The organism is Canibacter zhoujuaniae, assembly GCF_011752005.1.
GTDB classification, from domain to species: domain Bacteria; phylum Actinomycetota; class Actinomycetes; order Actinomycetales; family Microbacteriaceae; genus Canibacter; species Canibacter zhoujuaniae.
In genome coordinates, this window is the sequence record NZ_JAAIJZ010000001.1 from 331555 (window position 1) to 356965 (window position 25411).

General features: G+C 53.4%; 24 protein-coding genes. 18 read left to right on the forward strand and 6 right to left on the reverse strand.

Translation table 11 applies throughout. The features are described from left to right. Positions 1-6 precede the first annotated feature (6 nt). Genes HCR00_RS01550 through HCR00_RS01590 form a run of 9 tightly spaced genes read left to right on the forward strand, consistent with a single transcriptional unit; the run spans position 7 to position 11961 of the window. Positions 7-2115: a WYL domain-containing protein gene (locus HCR00_RS01550; RefSeq protein WP_167142167.1), complete on the forward strand. Its 2109-nt coding sequence runs from the start codon at positions 7-9 to the stop codon at positions 2113-2115. 19 nt (positions 2116-2134) lie between these two features. Further along, positions 2135-2929 (forward strand): twin-arginine translocase subunit TatC, encoded by a 795-nt coding sequence (tatC, locus tag HCR00_RS01555; RefSeq protein ID WP_243854493.1) that lies wholly within the window; start codon positions 2135-2137, stop codon positions 2927-2929. A 2-nt stretch (positions 2930-2931) separates the two neighbouring features. After that, positions 2932-5145, forward strand: a complete 2214-nt coding sequence (locus HCR00_RS01560; RefSeq protein WP_167142170.1) for a DEAD/DEAH box helicase — start codon at positions 2932-2934, stop codon at positions 5143-5145. Between the two features lie 3 nt (positions 5146-5148). Next, complete coding sequence (gene lnt, locus HCR00_RS01565; protein ID WP_167142173.1) at positions 5149-6738, forward strand: apolipoprotein N-acyltransferase; 1590 nt, start codon at positions 5149-5151, stop codon at positions 6736-6738. A gap of 34 nt (positions 6739-6772) precedes the next feature. Continuing rightward, on the forward strand, positions 6773-7534 hold the full coding sequence (locus HCR00_RS01570; protein ID WP_167142176.1) for an SDR family oxidoreductase: 762 nt from the start codon (positions 6773-6775) through the stop codon (positions 7532-7534). Continuing rightward, positions 7534-9072, forward strand: a complete 1539-nt coding sequence (locus HCR00_RS01575; RefSeq protein WP_167142179.1) for a methyltransferase — start codon at positions 7534-7536, stop codon at positions 9070-9072. The genes HCR00_RS01570 and HCR00_RS01575 overlap by 1 nt, the downstream gene beginning before the upstream one ends. Before the next feature lie 25 nt (positions 9073-9097). After that, positions 9098-10405, forward strand: coding sequence for a histidinol dehydrogenase (gene hisD / locus HCR00_RS01580; protein ID WP_166984810.1), 1308 nt, complete (start codon positions 9098-9100; stop codon positions 10403-10405). Continuing rightward, positions 10405-10914 carry a transcriptional regulator NrdR gene (gene nrdR, locus HCR00_RS01585; protein ID WP_166984808.1) on the forward strand — a complete coding sequence of 170 codons (510 nt, stop codon included), beginning with the start codon at positions 10405-10407 and terminating at the stop codon, positions 10912-10914. The genes hisD and nrdR overlap by 1 nt, the downstream gene beginning before the upstream one ends. 9 nt (positions 10915-10923) lie before the next feature. After that, entirely contained in the window at positions 10924-11961 is a 1038-nt protein-coding gene (locus HCR00_RS01590; protein ID WP_167142183.1) for a quinone-dependent dihydroorotate dehydrogenase, read from the forward strand. A gap of 6 nt (positions 11962-11967) precedes the next feature. Here HCR00_RS01590 and HCR00_RS01595 read toward each other — a convergent pair whose 3' ends face one another. Further along, positions 11968-12522: a DUF3043 domain-containing protein gene (locus tag HCR00_RS01595; protein ID WP_166984804.1), complete on the reverse strand. Its 555-nt coding sequence runs from the start codon at positions 12520-12522 to the stop codon at positions 11968-11970. A 108-nt stretch (positions 12523-12630) separates the two neighbouring features. On the opposite strand from HCR00_RS01595, the gene erpA reads away from it, so the two are divergent. From erpA to HCR00_RS07000, 8 genes are all read left to right on the forward strand, one after another. Beyond that, entirely contained in the window at positions 12631-12975 is a 345-nt protein-coding gene (gene erpA / locus HCR00_RS01600; protein WP_208317138.1) for an iron-sulfur cluster insertion protein ErpA, read from the forward strand. Between the two features lie 136 nt (positions 12976-13111). Next, a complete protein-coding gene (ctaC, locus tag HCR00_RS01605; RefSeq protein WP_166984800.1) occupies positions 13112-13975 on the forward strand; it encodes an aa3-type cytochrome oxidase subunit II in 864 nt (287 codons plus the stop codon). A gap of 20 nt (positions 13976-13995) precedes the next feature. After that, positions 13996-15636 carry an aa3-type cytochrome oxidase subunit I gene (ctaD, locus tag HCR00_RS01610; protein WP_166984798.1) on the forward strand — a complete coding sequence of 547 codons (1641 nt, stop codon included), beginning with the start codon at positions 13996-13998 and terminating at the stop codon, positions 15634-15636. Positions 15637-15650: 14 nt separating this feature from the next. Then, positions 15651-16073, forward strand: a complete 423-nt coding sequence (gene ctaF / locus HCR00_RS01615; RefSeq protein WP_166984796.1) for an aa3-type cytochrome oxidase subunit IV — start codon at positions 15651-15653, stop codon at positions 16071-16073. A 9-nt stretch (positions 16074-16082) separates the two neighbouring features. Then, positions 16083-16526, forward strand: coding sequence for a GNAT family N-acetyltransferase (locus tag HCR00_RS01620; RefSeq protein ID WP_166984794.1), 444 nt, complete (start codon positions 16083-16085; stop codon positions 16524-16526). A 518-nt stretch (positions 16527-17044) separates the two neighbouring features. Next, a complete protein-coding gene (locus HCR00_RS01625) occupies positions 17045-17941 on the forward strand; it encodes a hypothetical protein (RefSeq protein WP_166984792.1) in 897 nt (298 codons plus the stop codon). Between the two features lie 21 nt (positions 17942-17962). After that, entirely contained in the window at positions 17963-18424 is a 462-nt protein-coding gene (locus HCR00_RS01630; protein WP_166984790.1) for a Panacea domain-containing protein, read from the forward strand. 243 nt (positions 18425-18667) lie between these two features. Continuing rightward, complete coding sequence (locus tag HCR00_RS07000; RefSeq protein WP_243854494.1) at positions 18668-18847, forward strand: hypothetical protein; 180 nt, start codon at positions 18668-18670, stop codon at positions 18845-18847. Between the two features lie 170 nt (positions 18848-19017). Here HCR00_RS07000 and qcrB read toward each other — a convergent pair whose 3' ends face one another. The 4 genes from qcrB to ctaE are packed head-to-tail and all read right to left on the reverse strand — an operon-like array spanning position 19018 to position 23191. Then, positions 19018-20625, reverse strand: a complete 1608-nt coding sequence (gene qcrB / locus HCR00_RS01640; protein WP_166984788.1) for a cytochrome bc1 complex cytochrome b subunit — start codon at positions 20623-20625, stop codon at positions 19018-19020. Further along, positions 20622-21695 (reverse strand): cytochrome bc1 complex Rieske iron-sulfur subunit, encoded by a 1074-nt coding sequence (gene qcrA, locus HCR00_RS01645; RefSeq protein ID WP_166984786.1) that lies wholly within the window; start codon positions 21693-21695, stop codon positions 20622-20624. The genes qcrB and qcrA overlap by 4 nt, the downstream gene beginning before the upstream one ends. A gap of 48 nt (positions 21696-21743) precedes the next feature. After that, the gene (gene qcrC / locus HCR00_RS01650; protein ID WP_166984784.1) at positions 21744-22544 is read right to left on the reverse strand and encodes a cytochrome bc1 complex diheme cytochrome c subunit; all 801 of its coding nucleotides are present in this window, start codon (positions 22542-22544) and stop codon (positions 21744-21746) included. A 26-nt stretch (positions 22545-22570) separates the two neighbouring features. Next, a complete protein-coding gene (gene ctaE, locus HCR00_RS01655) occupies positions 22571-23191 on the reverse strand; it encodes an aa3-type cytochrome oxidase subunit III (protein WP_166984782.1) in 621 nt (206 codons plus the stop codon). 236 nt (positions 23192-23427) lie between these two features. On the opposite strand from ctaE, the gene trpD reads away from it, so the two are divergent. Then, positions 23428-24489: an anthranilate phosphoribosyltransferase gene (trpD, locus tag HCR00_RS01660; RefSeq protein WP_166984780.1), complete on the forward strand. Its 1062-nt coding sequence runs from the start codon at positions 23428-23430 to the stop codon at positions 24487-24489. A 107-nt stretch (positions 24490-24596) separates the two neighbouring features. On the opposite strand, the gene HCR00_RS01665 is transcribed toward trpD, so the two are convergent. Continuing rightward, entirely contained in the window at positions 24597-25376 is a 780-nt protein-coding gene (locus HCR00_RS01665; RefSeq protein ID WP_167142186.1) for a phosphatase PAP2 family protein, read from the reverse strand. Between the last annotated feature and the right edge of the window lie 35 nt (positions 25377-25411).

The following is a 25411-nucleotide window of genomic DNA, read 5'->3' on the forward strand; positions in this document are numbered from 1 at the left end:
CAGAAGATGAGCCCCTCGCCACCTCACTCAAATGGTGCAGAGTCACCCGCTGCCGCCATTCTGTTTGCGTTTAAGAGTGACCCCAGGCCGCGCACTAAAGAGGAGATCATAACAGCCTTTCCGACCCAGTTTCTAAAGGGTGGTAAATCATCGGCCGAACAGAAATTTAGCGCTGCAAAGCGGGCGCTGAAAGAGAGCGGCATTGTTTTAGAACTTGATAAAAATAATCGCTACAGCTTAGAACTAGATTCAGCCTTTCTGGGCGAGGTAACTCAATCTTTCACAAACGTGGAAGCTATGGTGCTCTACGCTGCGGGCAACATGTGGTCTGCGCGCAGACGGGACAAAATTAACAGCACTCTGCTGTTTAAGCTCGCTACTTTAATTGGCATACATCAGCCGCGAGCACAGCTGTTGCGGCTGGATAGCGCGATAGATTCGTCTAAATTACAGCCCATACTTGACGCTCTGCAGCACGGCCTGCTGCTTGCGACAAATAGCAATAAGACCCTTATCGCACCGCTCGAGCTCGTAGAAATACTGGGGCGTTGGTGGTTGATAGGAGTGGATCAGGATTCTGCAAAGCTCGATATTTGGGCGGTTCATGAATTGGAGGGTATCGAGCCTAACGATCGTGCACAGGCAGCAGAACTGCGCGTCACAGACCTCGAACTGACACAGTTTAAACAGAGTGAACTCTCTCGCCTCATCAATGCGGACCGTATCCACTTGAGTTTGAATCGGCATGATTCTGCTCACCTGCCACTCAGAGAACTAACTGAGAGATGGTATGGCCTAACCGGTCAGGCAAGGCCCGTAGCCAATTCTGACGGCTGGACGGACGATAATCTACCGCAGTTCGACCTGCCAGAGGTATCGAGGCTCATAATCAAAGCGCGTGGCGCGGCACGGGTTGACAGCGGCTCACCAATAGCTACCGCCGTTCAGACTGCACTAGAAAAGGTTGTGCAACAGCACACAGGAGCAGAGCCGGCCGCACCGACTACCCGGGGCAGCGCATTTTCGCATCGCGCCTCAAGACTTGACGAGTTTGAGCGCATGACGCTTGCTACATCGATTGTGCAAATCGTGGGCCAGAGCGGGGAAATCTCTGTTACACAGCTTGCAAATTTTTTGCAGTTGAGCGAAGAAACAGTAACAAAAATTGCACTCGGTGTAAACTCGATCAGCTACGATGCGATTGACGCAGACACACCAACCGCCTGGTCGAGCGAACGATACCCACTATTTGATGAAACAGATCTCACTGAGAGAGGTATCGTCCGCGTTTCGGGTGAGTTGCTAGACGCCTCTTTAACATTTACAGCTGCCGAACTAGATCTGCTAATTACCGGTATTAAGACCGTGCTTATGCATCTTCCCGCACAGTTTAAAGCTGCGGGTGAGAGTGCGATTGAGAAAATTAGACTTATCTACGACAGCAGATACTCTGCAGCAGAGCGGGCCAATTTTCTATACAGCCTGTCAGAAAATAAGCGTCTTACTGCACTGTCCGCGCGCGAGACTGCACCCGAGCTGTCGCCGTTAAACCGCGATCCGCAGTATGCCAAAAAACTCAACACCGTATTAACCGCTTTGGTGGAAAAGCGCGGGCTCAATTTTAAATACCATAATGGGTCAGCGGTTAAAGACCGGACGGCTCTTATTAACTCTATGTCACTGATTGATGGTGACTGGTTAGCAGACGCCTACGATTTAGCTGCCGGTAAAACGCGTCACTTTTATCTCCATAAAATGAGTGATCCGCATTTCGGTGAGATACTATCCGACGATGATTTAACAGATATTGCAGCCTCTCTTGCCGCAACACGGCAACGAAAACACGCCACAGTGGATATCTTGGTGGCACCCCAAGCCCTGACTTTAATTAAAGAGTTCCAACCCCGGCAGTACAAAACCGTAAAAGGCCAAGAACCTGTCGGCTATGCTGACTGGATCCACTGCTCGGTTGATTTGTGGCGCCCAGAAAATCTTGAAAAACTCGTGTTCAGCGCTCCCGGCCAGATAATAGTGCTAGGCAGTGCGGCTTCGCGTGAGCGGATTGCTATGGTTGCAGCGCAACTGCTGCAGACCGTTATTAGAGACGGCGACTAACCTGCGTTACAATCTAGGCGTGGCGAGATCGAAACGGCGAAGCAATCCAGAAGCGCGAATGCGGCTGATGGAGCACATTGCAGAGTTTCGACGACGGCTCATCATCTGCGCAATAACAGTTGCTGTTGCCGCTATCGCAGGTTGGTTTTTAAGCGATATGGTTTGGGATTTTCTGCGCCAACCGGTCAACCAAATAGCCGCCGAAAATGGGCGTCTTACCGCAATTACATTTCGTGATGTCACAGGCTCTTTTGACCTGAAGTTGCGCATCTCAATTTTTATCGCGATTTTTATCGGTTCCCCTATTTGGCTCTACCAAATCTGGGCGTTTTTCGCTCCGGGCCTCACCAAAAAAGAAAAAGCGACAACTATCGGTTTTATCTCTGCCGCAACCCCACTGTTCTTGAGCGGGGCTGTGTGCGGCTGGTACGTGCTGCCAAACATTGTGAAACTGCTCACCAGCTTTAGCTCTAGCGAAGATGCGCTGCTGCTGGATGCGCGCACCTACCTAGATTTTGCAACAAGACTGCTGCTCTCGGTCGGCGTTGGTTTTGTGCTGCCGGTGTTCGTCGTCCTGCTGAATTTTGCTGGTGTCTTAAGCTTCAAAACGATTATTGGAAGCTGGCGCTATGCGGTTATGGCTATTGTGCTTTTTGCTGCTATCACAACCCCCGCCGCTGAAGTTGTCAGCATGTTCGTGATCGCAATCCCGATGGTACTGCTCTATTTCACTGCAGCGCTCATAGCGTATCTGGTTGACCGCCGCAGGGCGAAGCGGTCGGCCGCCGAGTTCGCTGAGTATGAGGGTGTTTAAGAGTGGCGATCACAGAAACCACCGCTGACGCTCGAGATACTGTTGCTGCCTTTCAGCAGAGACTGGGATATCAACTCGATCCTTTTCAAACAGAGGCGTGTCTGCGTCTTGCGGGTGGCAAATCAGTGCTCGTGGCCGCCCCCACAGGCTCGGGAAAAACAACAGTTGCTGAGTTTGCAGTTGCACTATCGCGGCAAGAACACGATCTCGAGATAATTTACACCTCACCGATAAAAGCTCTCTCTAATCAAAAATATCGCGAGCTGTGTGTGACATACGGTGAGGATCAGGTTGCGCTGTTAACCGGCGATGTGACGGTTAACCCTGCGGCGCCAATTAAGGTAATGACAACCGAGGTGCTGCGCAATATTATCTACGCTGACGCTGACAGCCTTAATCGTCTTGCATTTGTTGTGCTTGATGAGGTGCACTATCTAGGAGACCCGTTTCGTGGTGCGGTGTGGGAAGAGATCATCCTGCATTTGCCGCTGCACGTTAAAATTGTCGCACTCTCTGCAACAGTGTCTAATGTTGAAGAGTTGGGCGACTGGATTAACACAGTGCGTGGCGATACTGAAGTAATTATTTCCGAGCGACGACCTGTGCCGCTCTATCAGCATGTGCTCACTCCTGACGCTTTCGAACCGCTGTACGTGCACGGCAGGTTTAATCGTGCGCTCGTGCACAAGCTGCCTGCCAAACGAAAACGGAGCAGGGGAGCTGCGCCTAAAAAAATACGCGCAATTCGTCATGCAGATATTGTGCGCGGCTTGGATGAAACCAAGCTCACCCCTGCAATCGTTTTCATATTTAGTCGCCGCGGTTGTGATCAGGCGGTCACAAACTGTTTGTATGAGGGCGTATCGCTAACAACCAGGCAAGAACGAGAAGAAATACGCCGTGTTGCACTCGCTGCAACCGCAGACTTCTCTGAGGCCGAACGTCGTGTGTTGCGCATTCGCACCTGGATTAGGGGTCTTGAGCGGGGGATCGCAGCGCATCACGCGGGTCTGCTGCCACAGCTGAAAGCGGTGGTTGAGCTGCTTTTTCAACAGCGCCTTCTGAAAATAGTTTTTGCCACCGAAACACTCGCTTTGGGGCTGAACATGCCGGCTAAGGCGGTTGTGCTAGAAAAGCTTGTGAAGTTCAACGGTGAGGATCGTGTGCCGCTTACCAGCGGCGAGTACACGCAGCTCACCGGCCGTGCCGGGCGCAGGGGGATCGATGATGAGGGGCACGCGGTCGTGGTTTGGCACGATGGTCTCGATCTCGAAATGCTGCAGGGATTGGCGGGCAACCGCAGCTACCCGGTGAAGTCGAGCTTTAAGCCGACCTACAACATGGCGGTTAATCTTTTGTGCACGAGAACCCCCGATGAGGTTTATAAAACTCTTGAGCGTTCCTTCGCACAGTTTCAGGCGGATCGCGCAGTGGTCGGGAACGCAGCCGAAATACAAAAAATGCGCCAGTCGCTTACCGCATACGAAACAGCGATCGCTAAGGCAAAGACCGAGGCTGAAGCTGCCCGCTGGCGAGACCGGGCGAAAAAGCTGAGACGGCGCGTTTCACGCGAGCAAAACCGCATCTCTGGCAGGGTGAACAGCGTGCCGCGCCGCTTCAAAAAAGTTGTGCGCGTGCTAAGCGAACTGGGATACCTCACCGCATCAGAGAGGGATGATCTGCAGCCTAACGTGTGGGGGCATGCTCTCACTCATATTTATGGTGAGCGCTCTCTGCTTGTTGCCGAAGCGATCCGCAACGGAATCTGGAATGAGCTGAAACCCGCTGAGCTTGCAGCGCTAGTGGGTGCGCTCACCTATGAGCCGCGCCCAAACGACTGGGGAGATAATTACCCGCTAAGCCCCGCCTTTTATGCAGCAACTGATGCCACAGAGCGTCTGTGGGTGCGGATCGACAAACTAGAAGAGGCAGCCGGTCTGCCAGAGCAGTCAGTCCCCGCAGTGTATAAAGCTTGGGTGATGCACGCCTGGGCAGAGAAGAAACCGCTCGAAGAGATTCTTGAGCGCAGCAATCTTACGCCCGGAGACTTTTTGCGTTGGGCGAAGCAGACCGCAGACCTCTTGGGTCAGATAATTAGTGCTTGTGCGGCAGTCGATAGTGATCCAGCTACCCCGGATATGTATGCACTGGAGGTGCTGGCGAAGCAGGCGCGCGGTCTTGTGCTGTACGGCATAGTTGAAAGCGCGGGTCTCTAAGCTATGCGCACTGTGCTGCCAGCGGTTATCTGGGCGGCCACCGCTGGTGTCGGTGGTCTGCTGTTAGATCTCTCTCATGAGGGCGCTGCGCTTTGGTGGTTAACCCCGGTTGCAATCTGCCTGCTGCTCTTACCGCTGTGGCAAAAATCTATTGGCGCTGTGCTGTTAGGCGGGTTTAGCGGAGCCGCAGCTTTCTGGCTTTTGCACATTAACTGGCTGACTCTCTATCTCGGCCCGATTCCGTGGCTTGCGCTAGCCGGCGTTATGGTGTTGTGGCATTTACTCTTTAGTTTTTTTGCCTCCCGTCTTGTGCGTCTCACCTCCGCAATCGGGTTGCAGGCTGCCGGTGTTGCTGGTTTGTGGGTGGCTAAGGAGCTTGTTGAGGGATCCTTCCCCTACGGTGGTTTTTCTTGGGCGCGCATCTACGCAACGCAGGGGAGCAGCCCGCTGCTTGAAGCAGTCAGCTGGTTTGGGGTGGCCGGTTCGGGCTTTATACTCGTTTTCTGTAGTCTGCTACTGGCGCTCGGCCTGCGCGAGTATTACCTCTCCGGTAGACGCAGACGTAAAGCTTTTTTCTCGCTCGGAAGCGCACTCTGTGGCTTCTTGATATTGGCCTTACTCCCAGCATTTCCGCTTTCTAGCACAGGCTCTTTAAACATTGGTGCCGCACAGGGTAATGCACGCGCTGGTATCTTTCAGGATCGCGAAAGCGGGGATGTGTTTCGAGATCATCTTGCTTCAAGCTACGGCCTCATCGCTGAGATGACTGGTGGCAACTCCGGCACAAAAGATTTTCGTAACAGTGTTTCAGACGGGCTTAAGCCGAAAGACCTCGACCTTTTGGTGTGGCCCGAAAACGCGGCGGAGTTTCAAGCAACCCGTCGCGTCCCTGTGAGAGCGGCTCTGGCTCAGCTCGCCTCTGAAATAGAAGCACCTGTGCTTGTGGGAAGCATTTTGCAGGAAGCCGATGCTGACTTAACTGTCACAAACTCGGCTGTGCTCTTTAACGAAAGAGGCTGGCAGATTGGGCGTTACGACAAGCTGAACCCTGTTCCTTTCGGCGAATATATGCCCAACAGAGAATTTTTTAATCTATTGGTGCCAGATTTAGTGTCTCTTGTGCAACTGGACTATAAACACGGAGATCTGCCGGCTGCTCTCAAGCTGCCAAACAGCCCCAACACAGCACTCGGCGTCGCGATTTGTTTTGACATGGTGTTCGACCGGCACAGCACGGCTATGCTCCAAGAAAAGGCGCAGGTCTTTATCGCGCTCACAAACAACGCTGATTTTGGAGACACGGATGAAAATGCGCAGCAGGTCGCGCTTATGCGGCTCCAGGCTGTTGCTGCCGGCCGTGCAATGGTTAACGTTTCAACAGTTGGCTATAGCGAGATTATCGACAAAGACGGCAGCGTGTTAGCTCACGTTCCTGCGCACACCGCTGGTGGTATGGCGGCGCAGGTGCCGCTGTACGACGGGGCAACGCCGGCGATGATTTTCGGCGGGTTGTTCGCTCTCCTTAGTTGTTTGCTGCCCTGCGGTGTCTTCGGTGGGGCACTGTTCAAGAGAATCAAGAAGGCAGTATCGTAAGACTATTAATTATTTATCACCGTCAGGAGGACATATGAACCCGCTTGCACCAGGCAGCCTTAAAGGAAAGCGTGTTTTGGTTACCGGCTCGTCTCGTGGAGTTGGCGCTGACACCGTCAGCTATTTTGCTGAGGCCGGTGCCGATGTCGTGATTAACTACCGCAATAAGGCTGCGCGGGCTGAAAAACTAGCTCAAGAACTCAGTAAATTCGGTGGCAAGGTTATTACCGCTGGCGCCGACCTCACTGATGCTGATTCAGTAGAGCAGCTCGCTGACACTATTAAAACTGAGCTTGGCGGTCTCGATATTCTCGTGCTTAATGCCTCTGGTGGCATGGAGCGCGGCATGGCCGAAGACTATGCGATGGTGCTAAACCGCGACTCGCAGGTGCGCATGCTCGAATCAATGCAGCCGCTGCTTGCAGAGGGTGGCCGTGTCGTCTTTGTGACCAGCCATCAGGCGCACTTTATTCGCACCACACCCACCATGCCTGAATATGAGCCGGTCGCGCTCTCAAAGCGTGCCGGTGAAGACGCCCTCCGTGAACGCATTCCGGCGCTCACTAAAGACGGTATCGAGTTTGTTGTTGTGTCGGGTGACATGATTGAAGGAACAATCACCGCAACCCTGCTTGAGCGCGCAAACCCTGGCGCAATCGAGGCGCGTCGCGAGGGGGCGGGCAAACTTTATAACGTTGCTGAATTTGCGGCAGAGGTTGCGGCGGCGGCTGTTGATCCGGTGCCCGCCGACAATACACGCCTTGTTGGTGACACATCTGATTTTAACGCTGCGTAATGTCGGCTGCGCTGACGCTCTCGCCTGCTCAAGTAACCGCACTGCGTGCAGCGCTTGACAGTGCCGACTATACGCTTGACAGTGTGACGGCGCTCCTTGGCGCAGAAGCGTTGGAGTCGTTGCGTGCGGGATCTTTTGCCGGTGCGCTGCATCGCTTCGCCAAACTTCCTGCCTCACCACTCAAAACGCTCTGTGCACTGTTCTATCTCGGGGCACCTGTCACTCGTGATGAGCTGCAAACAACCTTCACACAGCTGACCCCGGAGGAGCTCACAGGGGCCGGGGTGCTCCGGGCAAATAACAGTTATTTTTCTGCTGCAGTATCTTTGAACCCGGTAACTATCGCTGACGGGCACAACCGCGACTCAGGCGCCTACAGCTGGTGGTTATTCAGCGATTTAGACGATCATCTGCGCAAAGAGGCTGTTTCCGATGACCATGTTATGGGCGTTGGTGGCGCAACTCGATCCCTCATTTCACAGCTTCCACCCCTTAAAGTTGCCACCGCCGCAGATATTGGAACCGGGTGCGGGGTTGTCGCTTTCCACTTAGCAAAACGCGCTGCAAAGGTTGTTGCAACGGATCTTTCTTCACGTACGCTCAACTTTGCGCAGGTAAACGCACAGTTGAATGAGATAGTAAATATCGAGTTTCGTGCGGGGGATCTTTTTGCGCCGCTCGGGGCAGAGCGCTTCGACCTGCTGGCGAGCAATCCACCGTTTGTTATCAACCCCGCAGGGGAGAGCGCGCTCAGCTATCGCAGCACGCAAGAACCGGGAGATGCTCTGGTTGCACGCTTCACCAAGCAGCTTCCGGGTTATCTGAATAATGAGGGGCGAGCGGTTGCCCTCTTGAGTTGGGAAAACTACTGGGGTAAGAATTTTGCGGATCGCCCAACCGCTTGGCTTGAGCAGAGTGTTAAGCAGTTCGGGTCTGCATGGGTTATTGAGAGGGATCGCGTTAACCCACTTGCTTACGCAAAAATGTGGGCGCGCGATGGCGGTGTGCAGCTTGGCACAGCAGCCAGTGAAAAGCTGCAGCGCTCTTACCTTGACGACTTTGAAAAACGCGAAGTATCGACAGTTAGTTTTGGCTCCTTACATCTGCAAAACGGAGGTCAGAAACCCGTTCTGCATGTTGCAGAAGTGCGCTCACCCTACGGGGATCCGCAGAAATTGGGGAGCGCTATTGATGCAGCGTTTCGCACCGGTTCTCGCATTACAGGCTTAAGTGATTCAGAAATCCTCGAAAGTCGTCTGATGCTCGCCGCCGGTGTGAAAGAGCAGCGTTTACACAAGCCGGGGGAGGCAGATCCGCAAGAAATCTGGTTTGCGGCAACGCTGCCTTTTCTACAGCAGTATCCAGCGGGCACAGCAACCGCAGCAATGCTTGGAGCGAGCGACGGGGAGCTGAGTGTGGGGCAGATTGCTGGCGCGCTTGCCGATATTTTTGAGGTAGAGCCCGAAGCTTTAGCAACTGAGCTTTGCACGGTTGTGCGTGAGCTCGCCTACACCGGTCTTTTTACTGTCGCGCCTTAATTTTGCGCGGTAGAATTAGCTAATTATGCGATTTATAGATCTGACCGGAAAAACCGGTGATAAGCAGCGACTGCTCAACAGCGTACCACGTGCTGCACTGGGTGCAACTGAAGCGCAAGAGCAGGTTACTGCTTTGATAAATGCTGTGCGTCTCGAGGGTGAAAAAGCCCTGCGTGAACAGGCGGAACGGTTTGACGGTGTTGCAGGTCACGCTCTTAGAGTGCCTGAAAGTGAAATTACCGCTGCGCTTGACTCGCTCGATCCGGCACTACGGGATGCTTTAAAGACGATGGTGGAGCGCGTGCACGCTGCTTCTCTCGCGCAGATTCCTGCTGCACAAACAGTAAACTTTGGCACTGGAGCTGAGGTGTCGCTGCGGTGGCAGCCGGTTTCGCGTGTCGGCCTCTATGTGCCGGGCGGAAAAGCAGTCTATCCGTCTAGCGTCATAATGAATGCGGTGCCCGCGAAGGCCGCGAAGGTTGAGTCACTGGTTATCTGCTCACCTGTGCAGCCAGAAAACGGTTCTGTGCACCCGACAATCCTGGCGGCGGCGGCGCTCTGCGGTGTCGATGAGGTTTACGCTATTGGCGGCGCCGGTGCAATTGCGGCGATGGCGTATGGTGTGCCTGACATCGGCCTGGAGTCTGTCGATGTTATCACCGGCCCCGGAAACATCTTTGTTGCGGCGGCAAAACGCGCTGTTAACGGCGTTGTGGGGATCGACTCTGAGGCGGGCACAACTGAAATTATGGTGCTCGCAGACAGCACATCAGAGGCGCGTTTTGTGGCGGCTGATCTGCTCAGCCAGGCAGAGCATGACGAAGCTGCTGCTTCGGTGCTGGTGACCGACTCTCAAGAGTTTGCTGCAGCCTGTGCAGCCGAGCTGCAGCAGCAGTTGGCGATAACCGAGCATCGAGAGCGGGCCACCCGCGCTCTCGAAGGGCCGCAGTCCGGAGTGATACTGGTGCGCGACCGACAAGAGATGATCGCAGTAGCAGACGCTTATGCGGCAGAGCATCTCTCGATCCAAACCGCAGATGCTGAGGCACTTGCTTCTGAAATCAGCAACGCCGGCGCAATTTTCATCGGGCCTTACGCTCCTGTGTCTTTGGGTGACTACATGGCCGGCTCCAACCATGTTTTACCGACCGGCGGCACAGCACGCTTTAATTCTGGGCTTGGCGCACACACATTTCTGCGCCCGCAACAGGTAATTAACTACTCTAAAGCAGGGTTGCAGCACGTTCTCGATCCGCTGTTGACCATGTCTGACGCAGAGGGCTTGCCCGCCCACGGAGCAGCCGCAGCCGTTCGCTTTGGAGGCACCAGCTAATGAACTGCCCGTTTTGCCGCAACCCTGATTCGCGTGTGATAGACACCCGCACAACTGACGAGGGCACCCTAATCAGACGCCGGCGCGAGTGTCCAAACTGCGGGAAGCGGTTTACAACTTCAGAAACAGCTGCGCTCACAGTGTTAAAACGTGGGGGAGCGGTTGTGCCTTTTTTGCGCTCTAAAGTGATTGAAGGTGTTAAAAAGGCCTGTCAGGGGCGCCCGGTAACTGAAGCTGAGCTGTCACTTTTAGCGCAGCAGGTTGAAGACAATCTGCGTGCAACCGGTGCAGCGCAGGTTGAAGCAAAAGAGGTTGGGCTTGCGATCCTGCCTTTTCTCCGCAAACTCGATCAGATCGCCTACCTACGCTTTGCGAGCGTCTATGAAAACTTTGAAAGTTTAAGCGATTTTGAGTCTGCAATCGCTGGTCTACGGGCTGAAGAGGCTGCAGAGGGCGTTCAGAGCAGCAACAGTCATACAGAGGATCAACTGACCGAAAATAACAGTTAGAGTCGCACTATGTATCAGTTCATTTTTAATAATTTCTTCCGCCGCATTGACGCTGAAACAGCTCACAAACTGGTTTCTGGTGTGCTGAAAGCACTGCCGCCGTTTGCGCCTGTTTTGCGGCGTTTTACACAGCCGCATCCCGCACTGCGCGTGCGTGCTCTCGGAACTGTTTTTCCGTCACCGTTCGGCTTAGCCGCAGGCTTTGATAAAAACGCTGAAGAGATTATTGGTCTTGGAGCTTTGGGCTTCGGGCATGTTGAGGTGGGCACCCTCACCAAGCACCCACAGGAGGGCAACGAAAAACCGCGGCTATTCCGTCTGGTCGAAGATCGTGCGCTGATAAACAGGATGGGTTTTAACAACGGCGGGGCGGCGGCCGCTGCGCCACGGATTGCGAAAGCTCGACGCAATAAGCACCGTCCGGTAATTGGCGTCAATATTGGTAAGAGCCGCATCACGCCGGTTGCAGATGCGGTTGCTGACTATGTCGACTCAACACAACGGCTTAAGCATCTTGCAGATTACATCGCGGTTAATGTGTCATCACCAAACACTCCGGGGCTGCGCGGCCTGCAGGAGGAGAGCATGCTGCGTCCGCTACTCGAAGCAGTGCACGCCGCTGCAGAATCGGTTCCGGTGCTTGTCAAAATTGCGCCGGATCTAGATGACGAGCAGATTGACGGGATCGTTGCGCTTGCGGCCGAAATTGGGCTCGCCGGAATCATCACCCACAACACAACTATCGCGCGCACCGGCCTAAAGACATCAGATGCAGAGATAGAGCGTATCGGCGCGGGTGGCCTGTCTGGCAAACCCCTTGCGGATCGTTCTCTCGAAGTGCTCAAACGTGTGCGCAAAGCCGCACCGGAAAATGATTTTGTCATTATTTCGGTCGGCGGTGTCACAACCGCAGACGATGTAATTGCGCGTCTTAATGCGGGCGCAGATTTGGTGCAAGGATACACCGCATTTATCTACGAGGGCCCGCGCTGGGCCGCAAAAATTAACCAAGAGCTGTATAAGCGCGGCTGGCGCGGTAACGTCTAATTTAGGTTAGCGCGGGAAGTGACCGCGCTTTACCTGTGGCTTAGGCAGTCGCATGATACGCATTTGCATCGCACGGCTGATTGCGTACCAGCGGTAGCCGCGCTTTAGATTTTCGGCGCCAAATTTCTTGGTTAGGGCGCGCTTTATTTGGATACTCAAGAAAATAGCGTCAACAATAAAGAACGCAATCATGATCCAGAGCGCAAGAATTCCGTATGTTGCGATGTTAGTGGGGAAGAAAGTTAGCACAAGCACTACCAGCATGAACGGTAGTAACAGCTCACCAACCGTCCACCGCGCATCAACATAGTCACGAACGAATTTACGCTGCGGGCCTTTATCGCGCGGAGTGAGGTAGCGTTCGTCACCAGCGGCAACACCCGCACGCACCTTTTCACGCTCAAGGCTGACCGCTTCACGTCTAGCAGCACGAGCAGCTTTCGAGCGATCGCCAACAAGGGGGCGTGCCTTCAGAGCTTGAGCCTGTTTGCGCGTTGGGGTGGGGCGGCCCTTCCCCTGCTGTTTCTTTGCGTTTTCTGGCTTCGGTTCTGCGGCGTTCAAAACACGCTCCTTTGGCTTAGCTATTTTCAGACTTGCTGACTAAAACAGTTTATATAAAAGGACGCTAAATGAGTGCGCTAAATGCGCTCGCTGCGTAGAATTAACACCATGAGTGGCAATACATTAGGGCATCAGGTTGCGCTGACTGACGCAGCCCGCGAGAAGGTTTCCAGCTTGCTTGCGCAAGAGGGCCGTGAAGATCTGCGCTTGCGCATCGCCGTGCAGCCGGGCGGTTGTTCCGGTCTTATTTACCAGCTTTATTTTGATGAACGCCTGCTTGAAGACGACGCAATCGTAGACTACGACGGCGTTGAGGTGATTGTCGATAAAATGTCGGCCCCTTATTTAAACGGCGCAACAATTAGTTTTGAAGACACAATTGAGAAACAGGGCTTCACAATTGACAATCCAAACGCCCAGGGATCATGCGCCTGCGGCGACAGTTTTAGTTAAAAAACTCCCTAGATAAACATTAAACACGCCAATACGGGTAAACTTGTCCTGAAAATCCCCTGAAAGGCGGTAAGCTATCAGGGAGTAATCAGGTTTGAAGAATCTTTCAGCTTGTTCACATCTTGAAAGGTAAGCAGTGCGTTCTACACGTCTTAAGAAATGGGCAGCGGGTGCTGCGGTAGCCAGTGCGGGCATTCTCCTTGCTGGTTGTACACCGAACCAGACCCGGGGCTTCCTTCCTGAAGGATCAGAGGGAGCGACAAATCACACCGACAGCATTATCGGTCTCTGGACCACCTCATGGATCGTGCTGCTTGTTGTTGGTGTCATTGCGTGGTCGCTCGTGATTTGGGCTACCATTGCTTATCGCCGTCGCAAGGGTGAGACCGGTGTGCCTGTGCAGCTGCGCTACAACATGCCGATCGAAACACTCTTCACTGTGATCCCGGTGATTCTGATCATTGGCTTCTTTGCTTTTACCGCAAAAACCCAGTCTGCAATTGAAGAGCCTATTGCAAACCCAGATAACCGCATCGAGGTTATCGGTAAGCGCTGGGCTTGGGATTTCAACTACACCGATGAGAATGTTCACTTCTCCGGTGTGCAGGTGCAGACCGATCAGAACGGCTCACCAACTGCTGACACGATGCCGACTCTCTACCTGCCGGTAAATAAGAGCACCGAGGTAAAGCTCGAGTCGCGCGACGTGATCCACTCATTCTGGGTTGTTGAGTATCTCTACAAGAAGGACATGATTCCTGGTAAGACCAACTACATGTACTTCACTCCAACTAAGACCGGTACATTTGTTGGTAAGTGTGCAGAGCTCTGTGGTGAATATCACTCAAACATGCTTTTCCAGGTGAAGGTGGTCGAGCAGGACGAGTACGATGCATACATCGCGAGCCTTGCAGCGAATCCTGAGAATCAGGGTCTGCTCAGTGTCGACTACAACCCTAATCAGAACCTGCCCGGCACCAGCGCTCCTGAGGGCCACTAGGCATAAGAGGAAATACTGAAATGAAAAAAGGTAACGTAATCGTTTCGTGGTTGACGTCAACAGACCACAAAACAATCGGGTACATGTACCTGATTAGCTCCTTCGTGTACTTCCTAGTCGGCGGCCTGATGGCTCTGGTTATTCGTGCACAGCTGTGGGCACCGGGGCTCGAGGTTGTCGCCACACGTGAACAGTTCAACCAGCTGTTCACCATGCACGGCACAATCATGCTTCTGATGTTTGCAACACCACTGTTTGCAGGCTTCGCAAATGTGCTGCTGCCACTGCAGATCGGCGCACCTGATGTGGCTTTCCCGCGTCTTAACGCTTTCGCGTTCTGGCTCTACACCTTTGGTTCACTGATCGCTGTTGGTGGTTTCTTCACCCCGCAGGGTGCGGCCTCATTCGGTTGGTTTGCCTACGCACCGCTCTCAAGCGAAACCTTCTCACCTGGTATCGGTGGAAACCTGTGGGTGCTGGGCCTCGGCATCGGTGGTTTCGGCACCATTATGGGTGGTGTTAACTTCATCACCACTATCCTGACAATGCGTGCTCCTGGCATGACGATGTGGCGCATGTCGGTGTTCACATGGAACACCCTCATCACCTCAATCTTGATCCTTCTGATCTTCCCTGTGCTTGCCGCAGCTATGTTGGCACTCGCCTCAGACCGCATCTTCGGTTCGCACGTTTACGACGCAGCAACAGGCGGCGCAATTCTCTGGCAGCACCTGTTCTGGTTCTTCGGGCACCCAGAGGTTTACGTTATCGCGCTGCCATTCTTCGGCATCGTGTCTGAGATTTTCCCAACCTTTAGCCGCAAGCCTATCTTCGGTTACAAGACACTTATTTACGCAACAATCTCAATCTCTGCTCTGTCTATGACCGTGTGGGCGCACCACATGTTCGTAACCGGTTCGGTATTGCTGCCGTTCTTCGCGCTGATGACAATGCTTATTGCGGTGCCAACCGGTGTGAAGATCTTCAACTGGATCGGCACCATGTGGCGGGGTAGCATCACCTTCGAGACCCCAATGCTCTACGCTCTCGGGTTCTTGGTAACCTTCATCTTCGGTGGTCTCACCGGTGTTATCCTTGCCTCACCGGCACTCGACTTCCACCTGTCAGACTCATACTTCGTGGTTGCGCACTTCCACTACGTGATTTTCGGCACCGTGGTGTTCGCAATGTTCGCAGGGTTCTACTTCTGGTGGCCAAAGTTTACCGGTAAGCGTTTGAATGAGCGCCTCGGCAAGATTCAGTTCTGGATCCTGTTCATCGGCTTCCACGCTACGTTCCTCGTGCAGCACTGGATTGGTGTTAAGGTTCTGCCACGTCGTTACTACAGCTACCTGCCAGAGGACGGCGTCACCTGGATGAACCAGCTGTCAACTGTCGGATCAGTTTTGATCGCAGTTTCGATGCTGCCATTCCTGCTCAACGTTTACATCACCTGGCGCAATGGTAAGAAGGTCGAAGTTGACGACCCATGGGGTTACGGGCGTTCACTCGAGTGGGCAACAAGCTGCCCTCCACCACGTCACAACTTCAACTCAATCCCACGTATCCGCAGCGAGTCTCCTGCTTTCGACCTGCACCACCCAGAAGTGAGCGGGGTAGAGCAGCCTGCTCCACGACCAGCTGTCACAGCATCACACTAAGAGGTAGGTAAACAATGAAATCGAACATCGTAATTTATTCGGTGCTTGCCGTCTACTTCTTCGTGATTGCAACCCTGTACACCGTGTGGCATATGATCGCCTACAACGGTGAGGTTGAGTGGGCTGGTAGCCTCGCAGTTGCCGGCTCAGGGTTCCTCGCGCTGTTCTACGTTGGCTACCTGACCCTCAACTACCGCAAGCAGGGCGGTCAGCTTCTTGAGGATCAGGCTGAGGCAGATATCGATGACGCAGATCCTGAGATCGGCGAATTCAGCCCTTGGAGCTGGTGGCCGCTGCTTCTCGCATTCGGTATCGCGGTTGTTACTCTCGGTCTGTGCATTAACGGCTACTGGCTCGCATTCTACGGCGGCCCTATTGCACTGCTCGGCGTTGTCGGTCTTATCTTCGAATACTACAGAGGTAACTTCGCGCGCTAAGATGTCAGTATGACTATCACTATTCGCAGAGGCCAGTCTGAAGATGCTAAACAGCTCTTCGGGCTGGCCTCGCAGTATGTAACAGGCCGTGAACCAATCACCATTGACGAATTCACGGTGGCGCTTGATAATGTGCTGCGTTATCGTGAACAAGAAACCAACGTTCTTTTTGTGGCGGAGTATGAAGGCAGGGTTGCCGGATACTCCCTGATGACCGTCTCCCGACTGCTGCACGCACCGGGCCTCACAGCGCATCTGCAGGAGTTAATTGTTGATGAATCTGTGCGCGGTCACGGCATCGGAGATCGCCTTGTAGCGGCTAATGAGCACTACTGTATGGGTCGTGGCGTGCGTCAGCTGTCTGCAATGACTTCGCACATCGGGCGCTTCTACAATCACCGCGGGTTTGAGCCTATCGGGCAGCACTACCGTAAAATTCTGGAGCTCGGCTAAACGCACCACCCTTAAGGCGGGCATCTTCCACAGCATGCCTCAGTGTCTTCGCATGCCATCCAGCACGCAGCATGCTAGCGAGCCCAGCAGCAGCTGTCTCGAGTGAGGTAGGGCTGCCTCTTTGCAGCCCTATAAATACTCTGCACGCTGCCTGATGTCTCAGAGACTTTATGCCACGCCGGATCAAATGCGCGCAAACTACGATTTAGCCGCTTGATTGATTCATATTCAAGATTAGAGAGAAGAATCTTGTGACCTTTTAACCGCCCAGTGTTCCTGCCCGCTTGGGTACCCCTGTCCGGTGACGAGAGGTGGATGGTTGAGACCTTTTACCTAGGTGAAGACACCATGCAAACCGATGCCATCATTGCGATCTGCGACCGGCTTCGCGTTGAGCGCTCCATGGCCTACAAGCGTAGAGCTAAGGCGCTAGAGCATCTGTCCGCCCTTCTCTATGGACGCTAGATCTCTCTTGGGGCAGTCTCCTTCGCCGCATACCTTCGGGGTAGAATGGAGGTATGCGGCGAAGGAAAGGCCCTAAGTCATCGGTAGAAGAATGGTCAGATTTCAAGGGCAAATCTGATCTGTTGCGTTACGCCGTATATTGCGTTCAGGTAATAGCGATCATTTTTGGTGCACTCGGTACACTCTTAGTGGACGTGGCTGCAGTATTCACTTCACGATCGGTACTCGGATTAATCCTGATCACCATTTCTGCTATAACAGCTGTGGGTTTTCAAGTGTGGGTTGATGGACGCACAAGAGAACTCGAGAAACGCCGCAATAAGCACATCACCAACTTCAATGATCACCTTGACGGCATCATTACGCCTCTTTTAAATCTCGCATCCTCCGATGGGGGCATGAAGACTGCAGAAATTTTTACGGATGCAGTTCTAGCTGCAGGTGTTCACTTGTTTCCCGAGGATGGCCTGAGACTGTGCTTGTACCGGCTTGAAGACATCAGCGATGTGCCTCCAGGTGAAAACCTGGAAGGATCGGATCACTACTTGCAACTTATCGGATCCCGTGGTCGACTTGATGTGCCACGCAGGTACTTTATTCCGGGTGAAAAAGCGAGTAACCACGCGATTGAAATTGCACTTGGTCACTCAAGTAGGCCGTTTTCGCTAGTTCCAGAAGATGATGATCGTTTCTCTCGTTACGAAGGCTCGGTCTGGTGCTCGTACATGGAGTTTCCCCTAATCGGTAAGCATCGAAATCTCGGTGCCTTGATGGTGGATTCTCGTGAACGCGTGCTGTGGACACAGGAACATCAAGCGATCGGCCAAACGGTTGCGACGTTGCTCTCACACGGCCTTGACTTGCTGCCAAGTGCTGCCCGTGATGTTGTCCCTGAGTTAACTTCGCTCCAGGGTGTCGAAGGCATCTTGCCGAGCGGCTGGGTAAGCTGAAAGAACGAAGGGAGGACGACCATGGCTGATATTTTCGATGTCTCTAAGGAGATTCTTAAACACTATTCCTATGGTATCTCCACTCGCAAGCTCCAGAAGCTTGCTTATTTCTCTCAAGGATGGGTGCTAGCCTTGACTGGAAAGCCTCTTTTTGAGGAGGACTTCGAAGCGTGGCAGTTTGGCCCTGTGTCTCGCTCCTTGTATTGCCGCCATCGTGGCGCGTACAGCATTACTGACTCTGATCTTCCGCTTGGAGACGCCACCAATCTTAACCGCACGGAATCTGTCATAGTCGGAGCTGTTCTTCGGAACTATGGCTCACTCTCTGGTGACGAGTTGAGTGATATGACACATGCAGTTGGGACACCTTGGCAGCGGATTCGACAGGAGAAGGGGGTACAAGTTGGTAAGGGGTCCAGCGAAATTATCCCTAAAGACCTCATTCAGGCTTACTTCCGTAATATTCTCCGTGTTGAGAGTTAGGTGGACAAAACACGAACGCATTTGCGCTTGCAGGTCGTCTACACTGTAAGCAGTTGAAAATATGTCGAAATCCCCCGCAGTCACTATAGTTCGGGGGATTCAGTATCCCCGGCAGCGTGGGAGGTGATGGATCATGCCGCCTCGACCTGCTATTCCGTGCCGGTGGCTTGGCTGCCAAGCTCTCACCGACACCCGCTACTGCCCTGAACACGTGAAGAGAGGCCGACCGGAACTATCGCCGGTATGAGCGTGACCATGAGATCAACAAACTCTACAGCAGCCTGGCGAAAGATCCGTACCGCCTATGTCGTCCGTCATCTGCTCTGCGAATGCTGCGATGTCAATGGACGTTTGACGCCCCTGTCTCACGGTGGCACCCATGATGAAGACAACCTGATGTCGCTGCTCAACCCGCGCCACTAACGCCAAACTGCGAAAGATGGTGACCGGTGGCGAAACACGGGGGAGTGGTGTGAATCTCTGGAGCCTCTTTCTGTACGTGTAAAATCAGATCTTCGCACCTGATATACGGCATAAGTTATATAAAAGAAAAGGGGGTGTGAGATAACTCACACCCCCGAAATCTTTACCTATTAGTGGTGATCGTGCTTAGCAGCTTCGATCTCACCCTTAGTTGGTGGGACGATACGATCCTCGAAGAAGAACCGGCTAATAGCAGCACGCACACGACGCCCAAACGGAATCTTGCCGTTTGCGTCAGGACGCAGCACCAGCGGTGCGTAGTCGTGGTAGCTGACAAGCTCCCAGCGCTCTGCGTCAGAAACAGGCTCGTGCACCTCAGTGAACTTACCGCCCGGCAGACGCACGATGCGTGCAGATTCGTAACCGTGCAGCGCGATGCTACGGTCTTTCTTCTGCAAACCGAGGCAGATGCGCTTGGTGACAACGAAGGCGAGAATAGGGCCAACAATCAGTGACACCTGGAGCATGTGAATCATAAACTCCAGAGACTGCTGGAAGTGAGTCGCCATCAGGTCGGAGCTAGCACCAGCCCACAGCACAGCGTAGAAGGTAACACCGGCTGCACCGATTGCGGTACGGGTAGGTGCGTTGCGTGGACGGTCAAGGAGGTGGTGCTCGCGCTTATCACCGGTAACCCAAGCTTCAATAAATGGGTAGAGAGCCACAATTATGAAGAAGATACCGATAACGATAAGCGGTGCAAGCATGTTGAATGACCAGGTGTAACCGAACCATTCAGCTTCCCAGCCCGGTGGCACAAGACGTAGCGCACCGTCAGCGAATCCGATGTACCAGTCAGGCTGGGTACCAGCGGAAACCGGTGAAGGATCGTATGGGCCGTAGTTCCAGATCGGGTTGATGCTAAAGGTTGCAGAGATTAGCACCAAAACACCAAACACGATGAAGAAGAAGCCACCAGCTTTAGCTGCGTAAACAGGCAGCACTGGGAACCCTACAACGTTTTCCTGAGTGCGGCCGGCACCAGGGAACTGGGTGTGCTTGTGAATTACCACGAAGGTAAGGTGCAGTGCAATGAACAGAATCACCAGAGCAGGCAGCACCATAATGTGCAGCATGTAGAGGCGACCAATGATATCCATGCCCGGGAATTCGCCACCAAAAAAGAGGTAGCTGAGCCAGGTACCAACAACCGGAATTGCCTTCATAATGCCGTCAATAATGCGCAGACCGTTACCTGACAGCACATCGTCAGGGAGTGAGTAGCCTGTGAAGCCCTCAGCCATTGCAAGCACAAAGAGCACGAAGCCTACCACCCAGTTAAGCTCACGAGGCTTGCGGAATGCGCCGGTGAAGAATATACGCAGCATGTGCAGACCAATAGATGCTACGAACATTAGAGCGGCCCAGTGGTGGAGCTGTCGCACCAACAAACCACCGCGCACTGAGAAGCTGATATCGAGGGTCGACGCCATAGCGGCAGACATCTCAATACCCTTCATCGGTGCAAAGGGACCATCCCAGTGTGTCTCAACCATTGATGCCTGGAAGAAGAGCGTCAGGAATGTACCTGAAAGCAAGATTACAACGAAGCTGTAAAGCGCAACCTCACCGAGCAGGAAAGACCAGTGATCTGGGAATACCTTGCGGCCGAACTCCTTAACGGCGACGCCAACCTTGGTGCGCTCATCAAGATAGTTTGCTGCTTTTGCTGTAAAGCTGGTCTGGCCAGCCTTTTTTTCGAGAGTTACGTTACTCACTTCAGACGCTCCCAGTAGCTAGGGCCAACAGGTTCTTGGAAGTCACTCTGCGCGATGAGGTAACCCTCGTCGTCAACAGTGATAGGAAGCTGTGGCAGTGGACGCTTTGCAGGACCAAACACAACCTTTGCCTGATCAGAAACATCAAACTGTGACTGGTGGCACGGGCAGAGGAGGTGGTGGGTGTGCTGTTCGTAGAGTGCAACAGGGCAACCGACGTGGGTGCAAACCTTTGAGTAGGCGACGATACCGTCGTATGACCAAGACTTGCGATCTTCAGGCTCTTTTAATTCGTCCTTGTTGAGGCGCATAAGCAGCACGATTGCTTTTGCCTTCTCGTCAAGCGGGTGCTCTGCTTCGTACAGATTCTCTGGAATTACATGGAAAGCAGAACCAATGGTTACCTCTGATGCCTTGATTGGAACACCGCTCGGGTCGCGAGCCAAACGCACACCCTTGTCCCACATTGTGTGCTTCAAGAGATCGATCGGATCATACTCCTGTGGCGCCAAGCTGCGCAGCAGGGTAATACCGGGCAGCGGGAAAGCGATTAGAGCACCAATCAGGCTGTTGCGCACCAGGGTGCGGCGGCTGAAACCAGACTCTTCATCTGCGAGTGCAAAAATCTCAGCAGCGGTTTTGCGATCTTCCTCGTTAGTGGCTACCGGATGGCGGTAGTCGATCGATTCACCGTCATGCATTAAGGCCTTGCCCCAGTGCACAGCACCAATACCAATGCCGAGCAGACCGAGTGCCATACCCAAACCAACGAACAGGGTGTGCAGACGTATGTCAAACAGTTCACCTGATTCGATTGGGAAGAACATGTAGGCGAGAACTGCACCGAGGCTACCTGCAATTGAGAGGTAGAACAGTGAGAACACAATGCGCTCAGCTCGCTTAGCCTTCTTAGGGTCGAGATCGGTCACGCGCTTACGATGCGCTGGCAGACCAGGGTTCTCTACCGCGTCAGAGGAAATCACCGCGGTGCCACCATCTTGCGGGTAGGCATCGTGGCTCTGGCTGGCGACAACGGCGCCGTTAATGCCGTCTTTCGCTTCCTTTGCCAATTTAGCTCCTAATTATTTCGGTTAAAAGATTTTTCCAACAGGGGAGAGTTAGTTTGACTTAGAGGTCACCCACACAGTGAGTGCGACAAGCCCGCCAAGCCCAATCACCCAGATAAACAGACCTTCGGCTACAGGGCCGAGAGAGCCGAGCTTGAAGCCACCAACAGAAGTCTCGTTTTCGATGTACTTGAGGTAGCTGATGATGTCAGCTTTATCTTCAGCGGTCAGGTTTGCATCTGAGAACACCGGCATGTTTTGTGGGCCGGTTGCCATTGCCTCGTAAATGTGAGCAGCGTCAACACCCATCAGGCTTGGTGCAAACTTGCCCTGTGTCAGAGCACCACCGGCTGCAGCAACGTTGTGGCACATTGCGCAGTTAATGCGGAACAGTTCGCTACCGCGCGCTGCATCGCCGTCTGCCTGCAGGAATCGTGAGTCTGGAATCTCAGGCCCTGGAGCGAGTGACGCGATGTAAGCAGCCATCTGCAGTGTCTGTTCTTCTGTGAACTGCTTTGGCTTCACCATGCCCTGCGGACCCTGGAAGGCCAGTGGCATACGGCCGGTGCCAACCTGGAAGTGCACAGAAGCAGCGCCAACACCGATAAGTGACGGGCCGTCGTTTGGAGTGCCCTCAGCGTTCATGCCGTGGCATGTGCCGCAGTTTGCAGCAAACAGTTTGCGGCCCTCTTCAATAGTGCTAGCAGAGGTCATATCAACTTCAGCGGTTGCTGATACCTGGTTAATTCCAGCGTATGCGCCACCGGTGATGATTAGACCGATACCGAGAAGTGCCAACGTGGCAAGCGGATGCCGACGTCCTGTTTTCTTAAGCTTTTTTGACTTTGCCATAATCTATATCCCGATCTAAACTGCGCTTACTTAGCGATGTAGATGATCCAGAAGAGGATGATCCAAACGATGTCAACGAAGTGCCAGTAGTAAGAAACTACGACTGCGCTAGTTGCTTCTTTGTGGGTGAAGTTCTTTACTGCGTAAATACGGCCGATTACCAGCAGGAATGCAATAAGACCCAAAGAAACGTGGAGACCGTGGAACCCGGTGGTCAGATAGAAAGCAGCGCCGTATGCGTTGCTAGAAAGTGTCACACCGTGGGAAACAAATGTTGCATACTCAAACACCTGACCGGCAACGAAGATCGCGCCCATGAAGTAGGTCAGGTAGAACCATTCGACGGTGCCCCAGCGGCTGATCTGCAGCGGGCCGCCAAGACGGTATGGCTGGCTGCGCTCTGCCGCCCACACACCCATCTGGCAGGTGATAGACGATGCCACCAGGATCAGCGTGTTAATGAGCGCGAAAATGAAATTGTGCTTCGCTGTTTCTGCCGCCCACTGTTCAGGGGCCATAGCGCGTAGAGAGAAGTAAATTGCAAAAAGACCAGCGAAGAACATAACTTCACTGCCGAGCCAGATAATCGTGCCAGTGGCGACGATATTAGGCCGCTTCACTGCCTGCACGGCTGATTTGGTAGCCATCTTGTAACTTTTCACCTTTTCATATTGGTCGCTGCTGTTCCCGCAAGCCAAAGCAAGCGCTCACAACCGCAACTAAACGGTCTCTGCCATCTTACCTGAATAAATGCCGTGAGTGCAGCGCATTTGCAGGTGGTTTTAATGAAACATTTCAGATTTTGCGTAAAGCGACCCCGTTTAGCGGTGCAGAACTCCTAGAAGTACACCATTAATTAGCGGGTTTTCTGTAAAATTTAGGCATGTCAAACACCGTTGAATCATGGCCAAACATTCTCGAAACACTCCTCGCGGGGCGCGAGCTTGGCGTGTCGCAGGCCGAGTGGGTAATGTCCCAGTTCGTGACGGGGGAGGCGACTCCAGCACAGATCGGCGGCACTCTCGTAGCTCTGCGAAGTAAGGGCGTGACAGCTAGTGAGCTGCTTGGATTCAGCGACGCAGCTCTTGCGCACGCGACACAAACAAAGCTCGGCAGTGACGCTGTAGATATTGTGGGCACCGGTGGTGACAAGGTTGGCACTGTCAATATTTCAACAAGCGCTGCAATGGTTATAGCTGCGGCGGGCGTCCCGGTTATCAAACACGGAGCTAGGGGAGTATCGAGCAAATCGGGCGCGTCAGATGTGCTGGCAGCACTCGGCGGCAGCCACGGCTTAAGCGCCCAGGCGCAGCTTAGTGTTTTTAAAACAGCAAACATCGCCTTCTTAAATGCACCCAATATGCACCCAGGTTTTGCGCACGTTGCGCCTGTGCGCAAAGAGTTAGGGATCCCAACCGTATTTAACTACTTAGGGCCGCTCTGCAACCCGGCAAAACCGATCGCATCTGCGATTGGTGTAGCAAATGCAGAACTTGCACCAAAAATAGCTGAGGTGTTTGCGCTGCGAAAGCAAACGGCTTTGGTGTTCCACGGCGGTGACGGGCTCGATGAACTAACGACAACAACCACCTCGACTGTTTATCAAGTTGCGGGGGGCAAAATTACATCTCTCGAGTTTGATCCGCAAAATGTTGGCATCGGGCGTGCAACAATTGCAGAGCTTCAAGGTGGGGATCCAGCAGAAAATGCACAAATCATGCGAGACACCTTCAACGGCGCGCAGGGCCCTGTGCGAGAAATAGTTGCACTCAATGCAGCTGCGGGGCTAACAGCGTATGAGCTTGCAACAGATGAAAATCTGGGCAGCGCTGATTTCAACGAGCGTATAGCAAGGAATTTGCAGCGAGCCTATGAGGCAATTGATTCAGGCGCCGCACTCAGCACAGTTGACGCTTGGGTGAAAGCAACTCAGGAAAACGATTAAGCGCTCTAAGTCGGTAATCTGCCGCGTCACCGCGAGGGGAGTTGATTTCACTCGCAGTGATAAGCGAACAGTTCTTCAGAATACTTAAACTGACATAATATGTATTATCAACGCAAGAGCAGAGTGGCGCGATTAGCAACCCAGATGCAGGCTGCAATTACCGCCGCATACGCACCGACCATGATTGCCGCGTCGCTTCTTGTAAAGGCGGCAAAAATTAAAAAGATCAGCGCAACCAATGTGGCAAGGCCAAATAATACGCGCAACAGAAAACGCACCAAGGAGCCAAGCAGCGCAATTTTATTGTCGCCGTGCGCAATTATTAAGCTCCAGAGCGCGTAGCTTCCGATTGTGAGCGCCAGCGCGCCAACCATGTCACTCGGACGATGCCATCCGGCGGTCATCACCTGCAGCGCAACTATGCTCAGACCAAAACCAACTAAAGCTGACATAAAACCACGAATCGCGGCCGGCACAGCAAATATCAGCGCTATCCCGAGCACCGCAATAGCCGTCATATGCCCGCTTGGAAAGGAATTGTGCGTCAGCGCCGCGTCTATTAACACCGGCCTGTCTAGCAGCACATTCTTTAACAGCTGTGACCCAAACAGTGCTGTGAGTGACGCCAGCAGCACCACCAGCGCACGGCGGATACTCCACACCGCTAGTGTGAGCACAACAAGCACACCAAGGCTTAGAAAAACCGATAAGGGTGACACCATATTTACCGGAAAACCGGGATCGGTCTTGTAGTTAGCCGTTTCTAGCACACTCGCCTCGGCCAACTGTCCGGTTCTTGTGAGCACGCCAACATAGTAAGCTGCAAACCCCGCAACACCCGCGATCAACAGGGTGAACGAAGCGGCTAAACGTGACCTGTTAAGCATATTCGTCAAAATCCTATTGCCTTTCGTTGTTGCTG

Coding starts and splice junctions, on each gene's coding strand:
- HCR00_RS01550 (WP_167142167.1), top strand. CDS start 7: ATGAGCCCCTCGCCACCTCACTCAAATGGTGCAGAGTCACCCGCTGCC.
- lnt (WP_167142173.1), top strand. CDS start 5,149: ATGCGCACTGTGCTGCCAGCGGTTATCTGGGCGGCCACCGCTGGTGTC.
- HCR00_RS01570 (WP_167142176.1), top strand. CDS start 6,773: ATGAACCCGCTTGCACCAGGCAGCCTTAAAGGAAAGCGTGTTTTGGTT.
- HCR00_RS01575 (WP_167142179.1), top strand. CDS start 7,534: ATGTCGGCTGCGCTGACGCTCTCGCCTGCTCAAGTAACCGCACTGCGT.
- hisD (WP_166984810.1), top strand. CDS start 9,098: ATGCGATTTATAGATCTGACCGGAAAAACCGGTGATAAGCAGCGACTG.
- nrdR (WP_166984808.1), top strand. CDS start 10,405: ATGAACTGCCCGTTTTGCCGCAACCCTGATTCGCGTGTGATAGACACC.
- HCR00_RS01590 (WP_167142183.1), top strand. CDS start 10,924: ATGTATCAGTTCATTTTTAATAATTTCTTCCGCCGCATTGACGCTGAA.
- erpA (WP_208317138.1), top strand. CDS start 12,631: ATGAGTGGCAATACATTAGGGCATCAGGTTGCGCTGACTGACGCAGCC.
- ctaD (WP_166984798.1), top strand. CDS start 13,996: ATGAAAAAAGGTAACGTAATCGTTTCGTGGTTGACGTCAACAGACCAC.
- ctaF (WP_166984796.1), top strand. CDS start 15,651: ATGAAATCGAACATCGTAATTTATTCGGTGCTTGCCGTCTACTTCTTC.
- HCR00_RS01620 (WP_166984794.1), top strand. CDS start 16,083: ATGACTATCACTATTCGCAGAGGCCAGTCTGAAGATGCTAAACAGCTC.
- HCR00_RS01625 (WP_166984792.1), top strand. CDS start 17,045: ATGCGGCGAAGGAAAGGCCCTAAGTCATCGGTAGAAGAATGGTCAGAT.
- HCR00_RS01630 (WP_166984790.1), top strand. CDS start 17,963: ATGGCTGATATTTTCGATGTCTCTAAGGAGATTCTTAAACACTATTCC.
- HCR00_RS07000 (WP_243854494.1), top strand. CDS start 18,668: ATGAGCGTGACCATGAGATCAACAAACTCTACAGCAGCCTGGCGAAAG.
- qcrC (WP_166984784.1), bottom strand. CDS start 22,544: ATGGCAAAGTCAAAAAAGCTTAAGAAAACAGGACGTCGGCATCCGCTT.
- ctaE (WP_166984782.1), bottom strand. CDS start 23,191: ATGGCTACCAAATCAGCCGTGCAGGCAGTGAAGCGGCCTAATATCGTC.
- trpD (WP_166984780.1), top strand. CDS start 23,428: ATGTCAAACACCGTTGAATCATGGCCAAACATTCTCGAAACACTCCTC.
- HCR00_RS01665 (WP_167142186.1), bottom strand. CDS start 25,376: ATGCTTAACAGGTCACGTTTAGCCGCTTCGTTCACCCTGTTGATCGCG.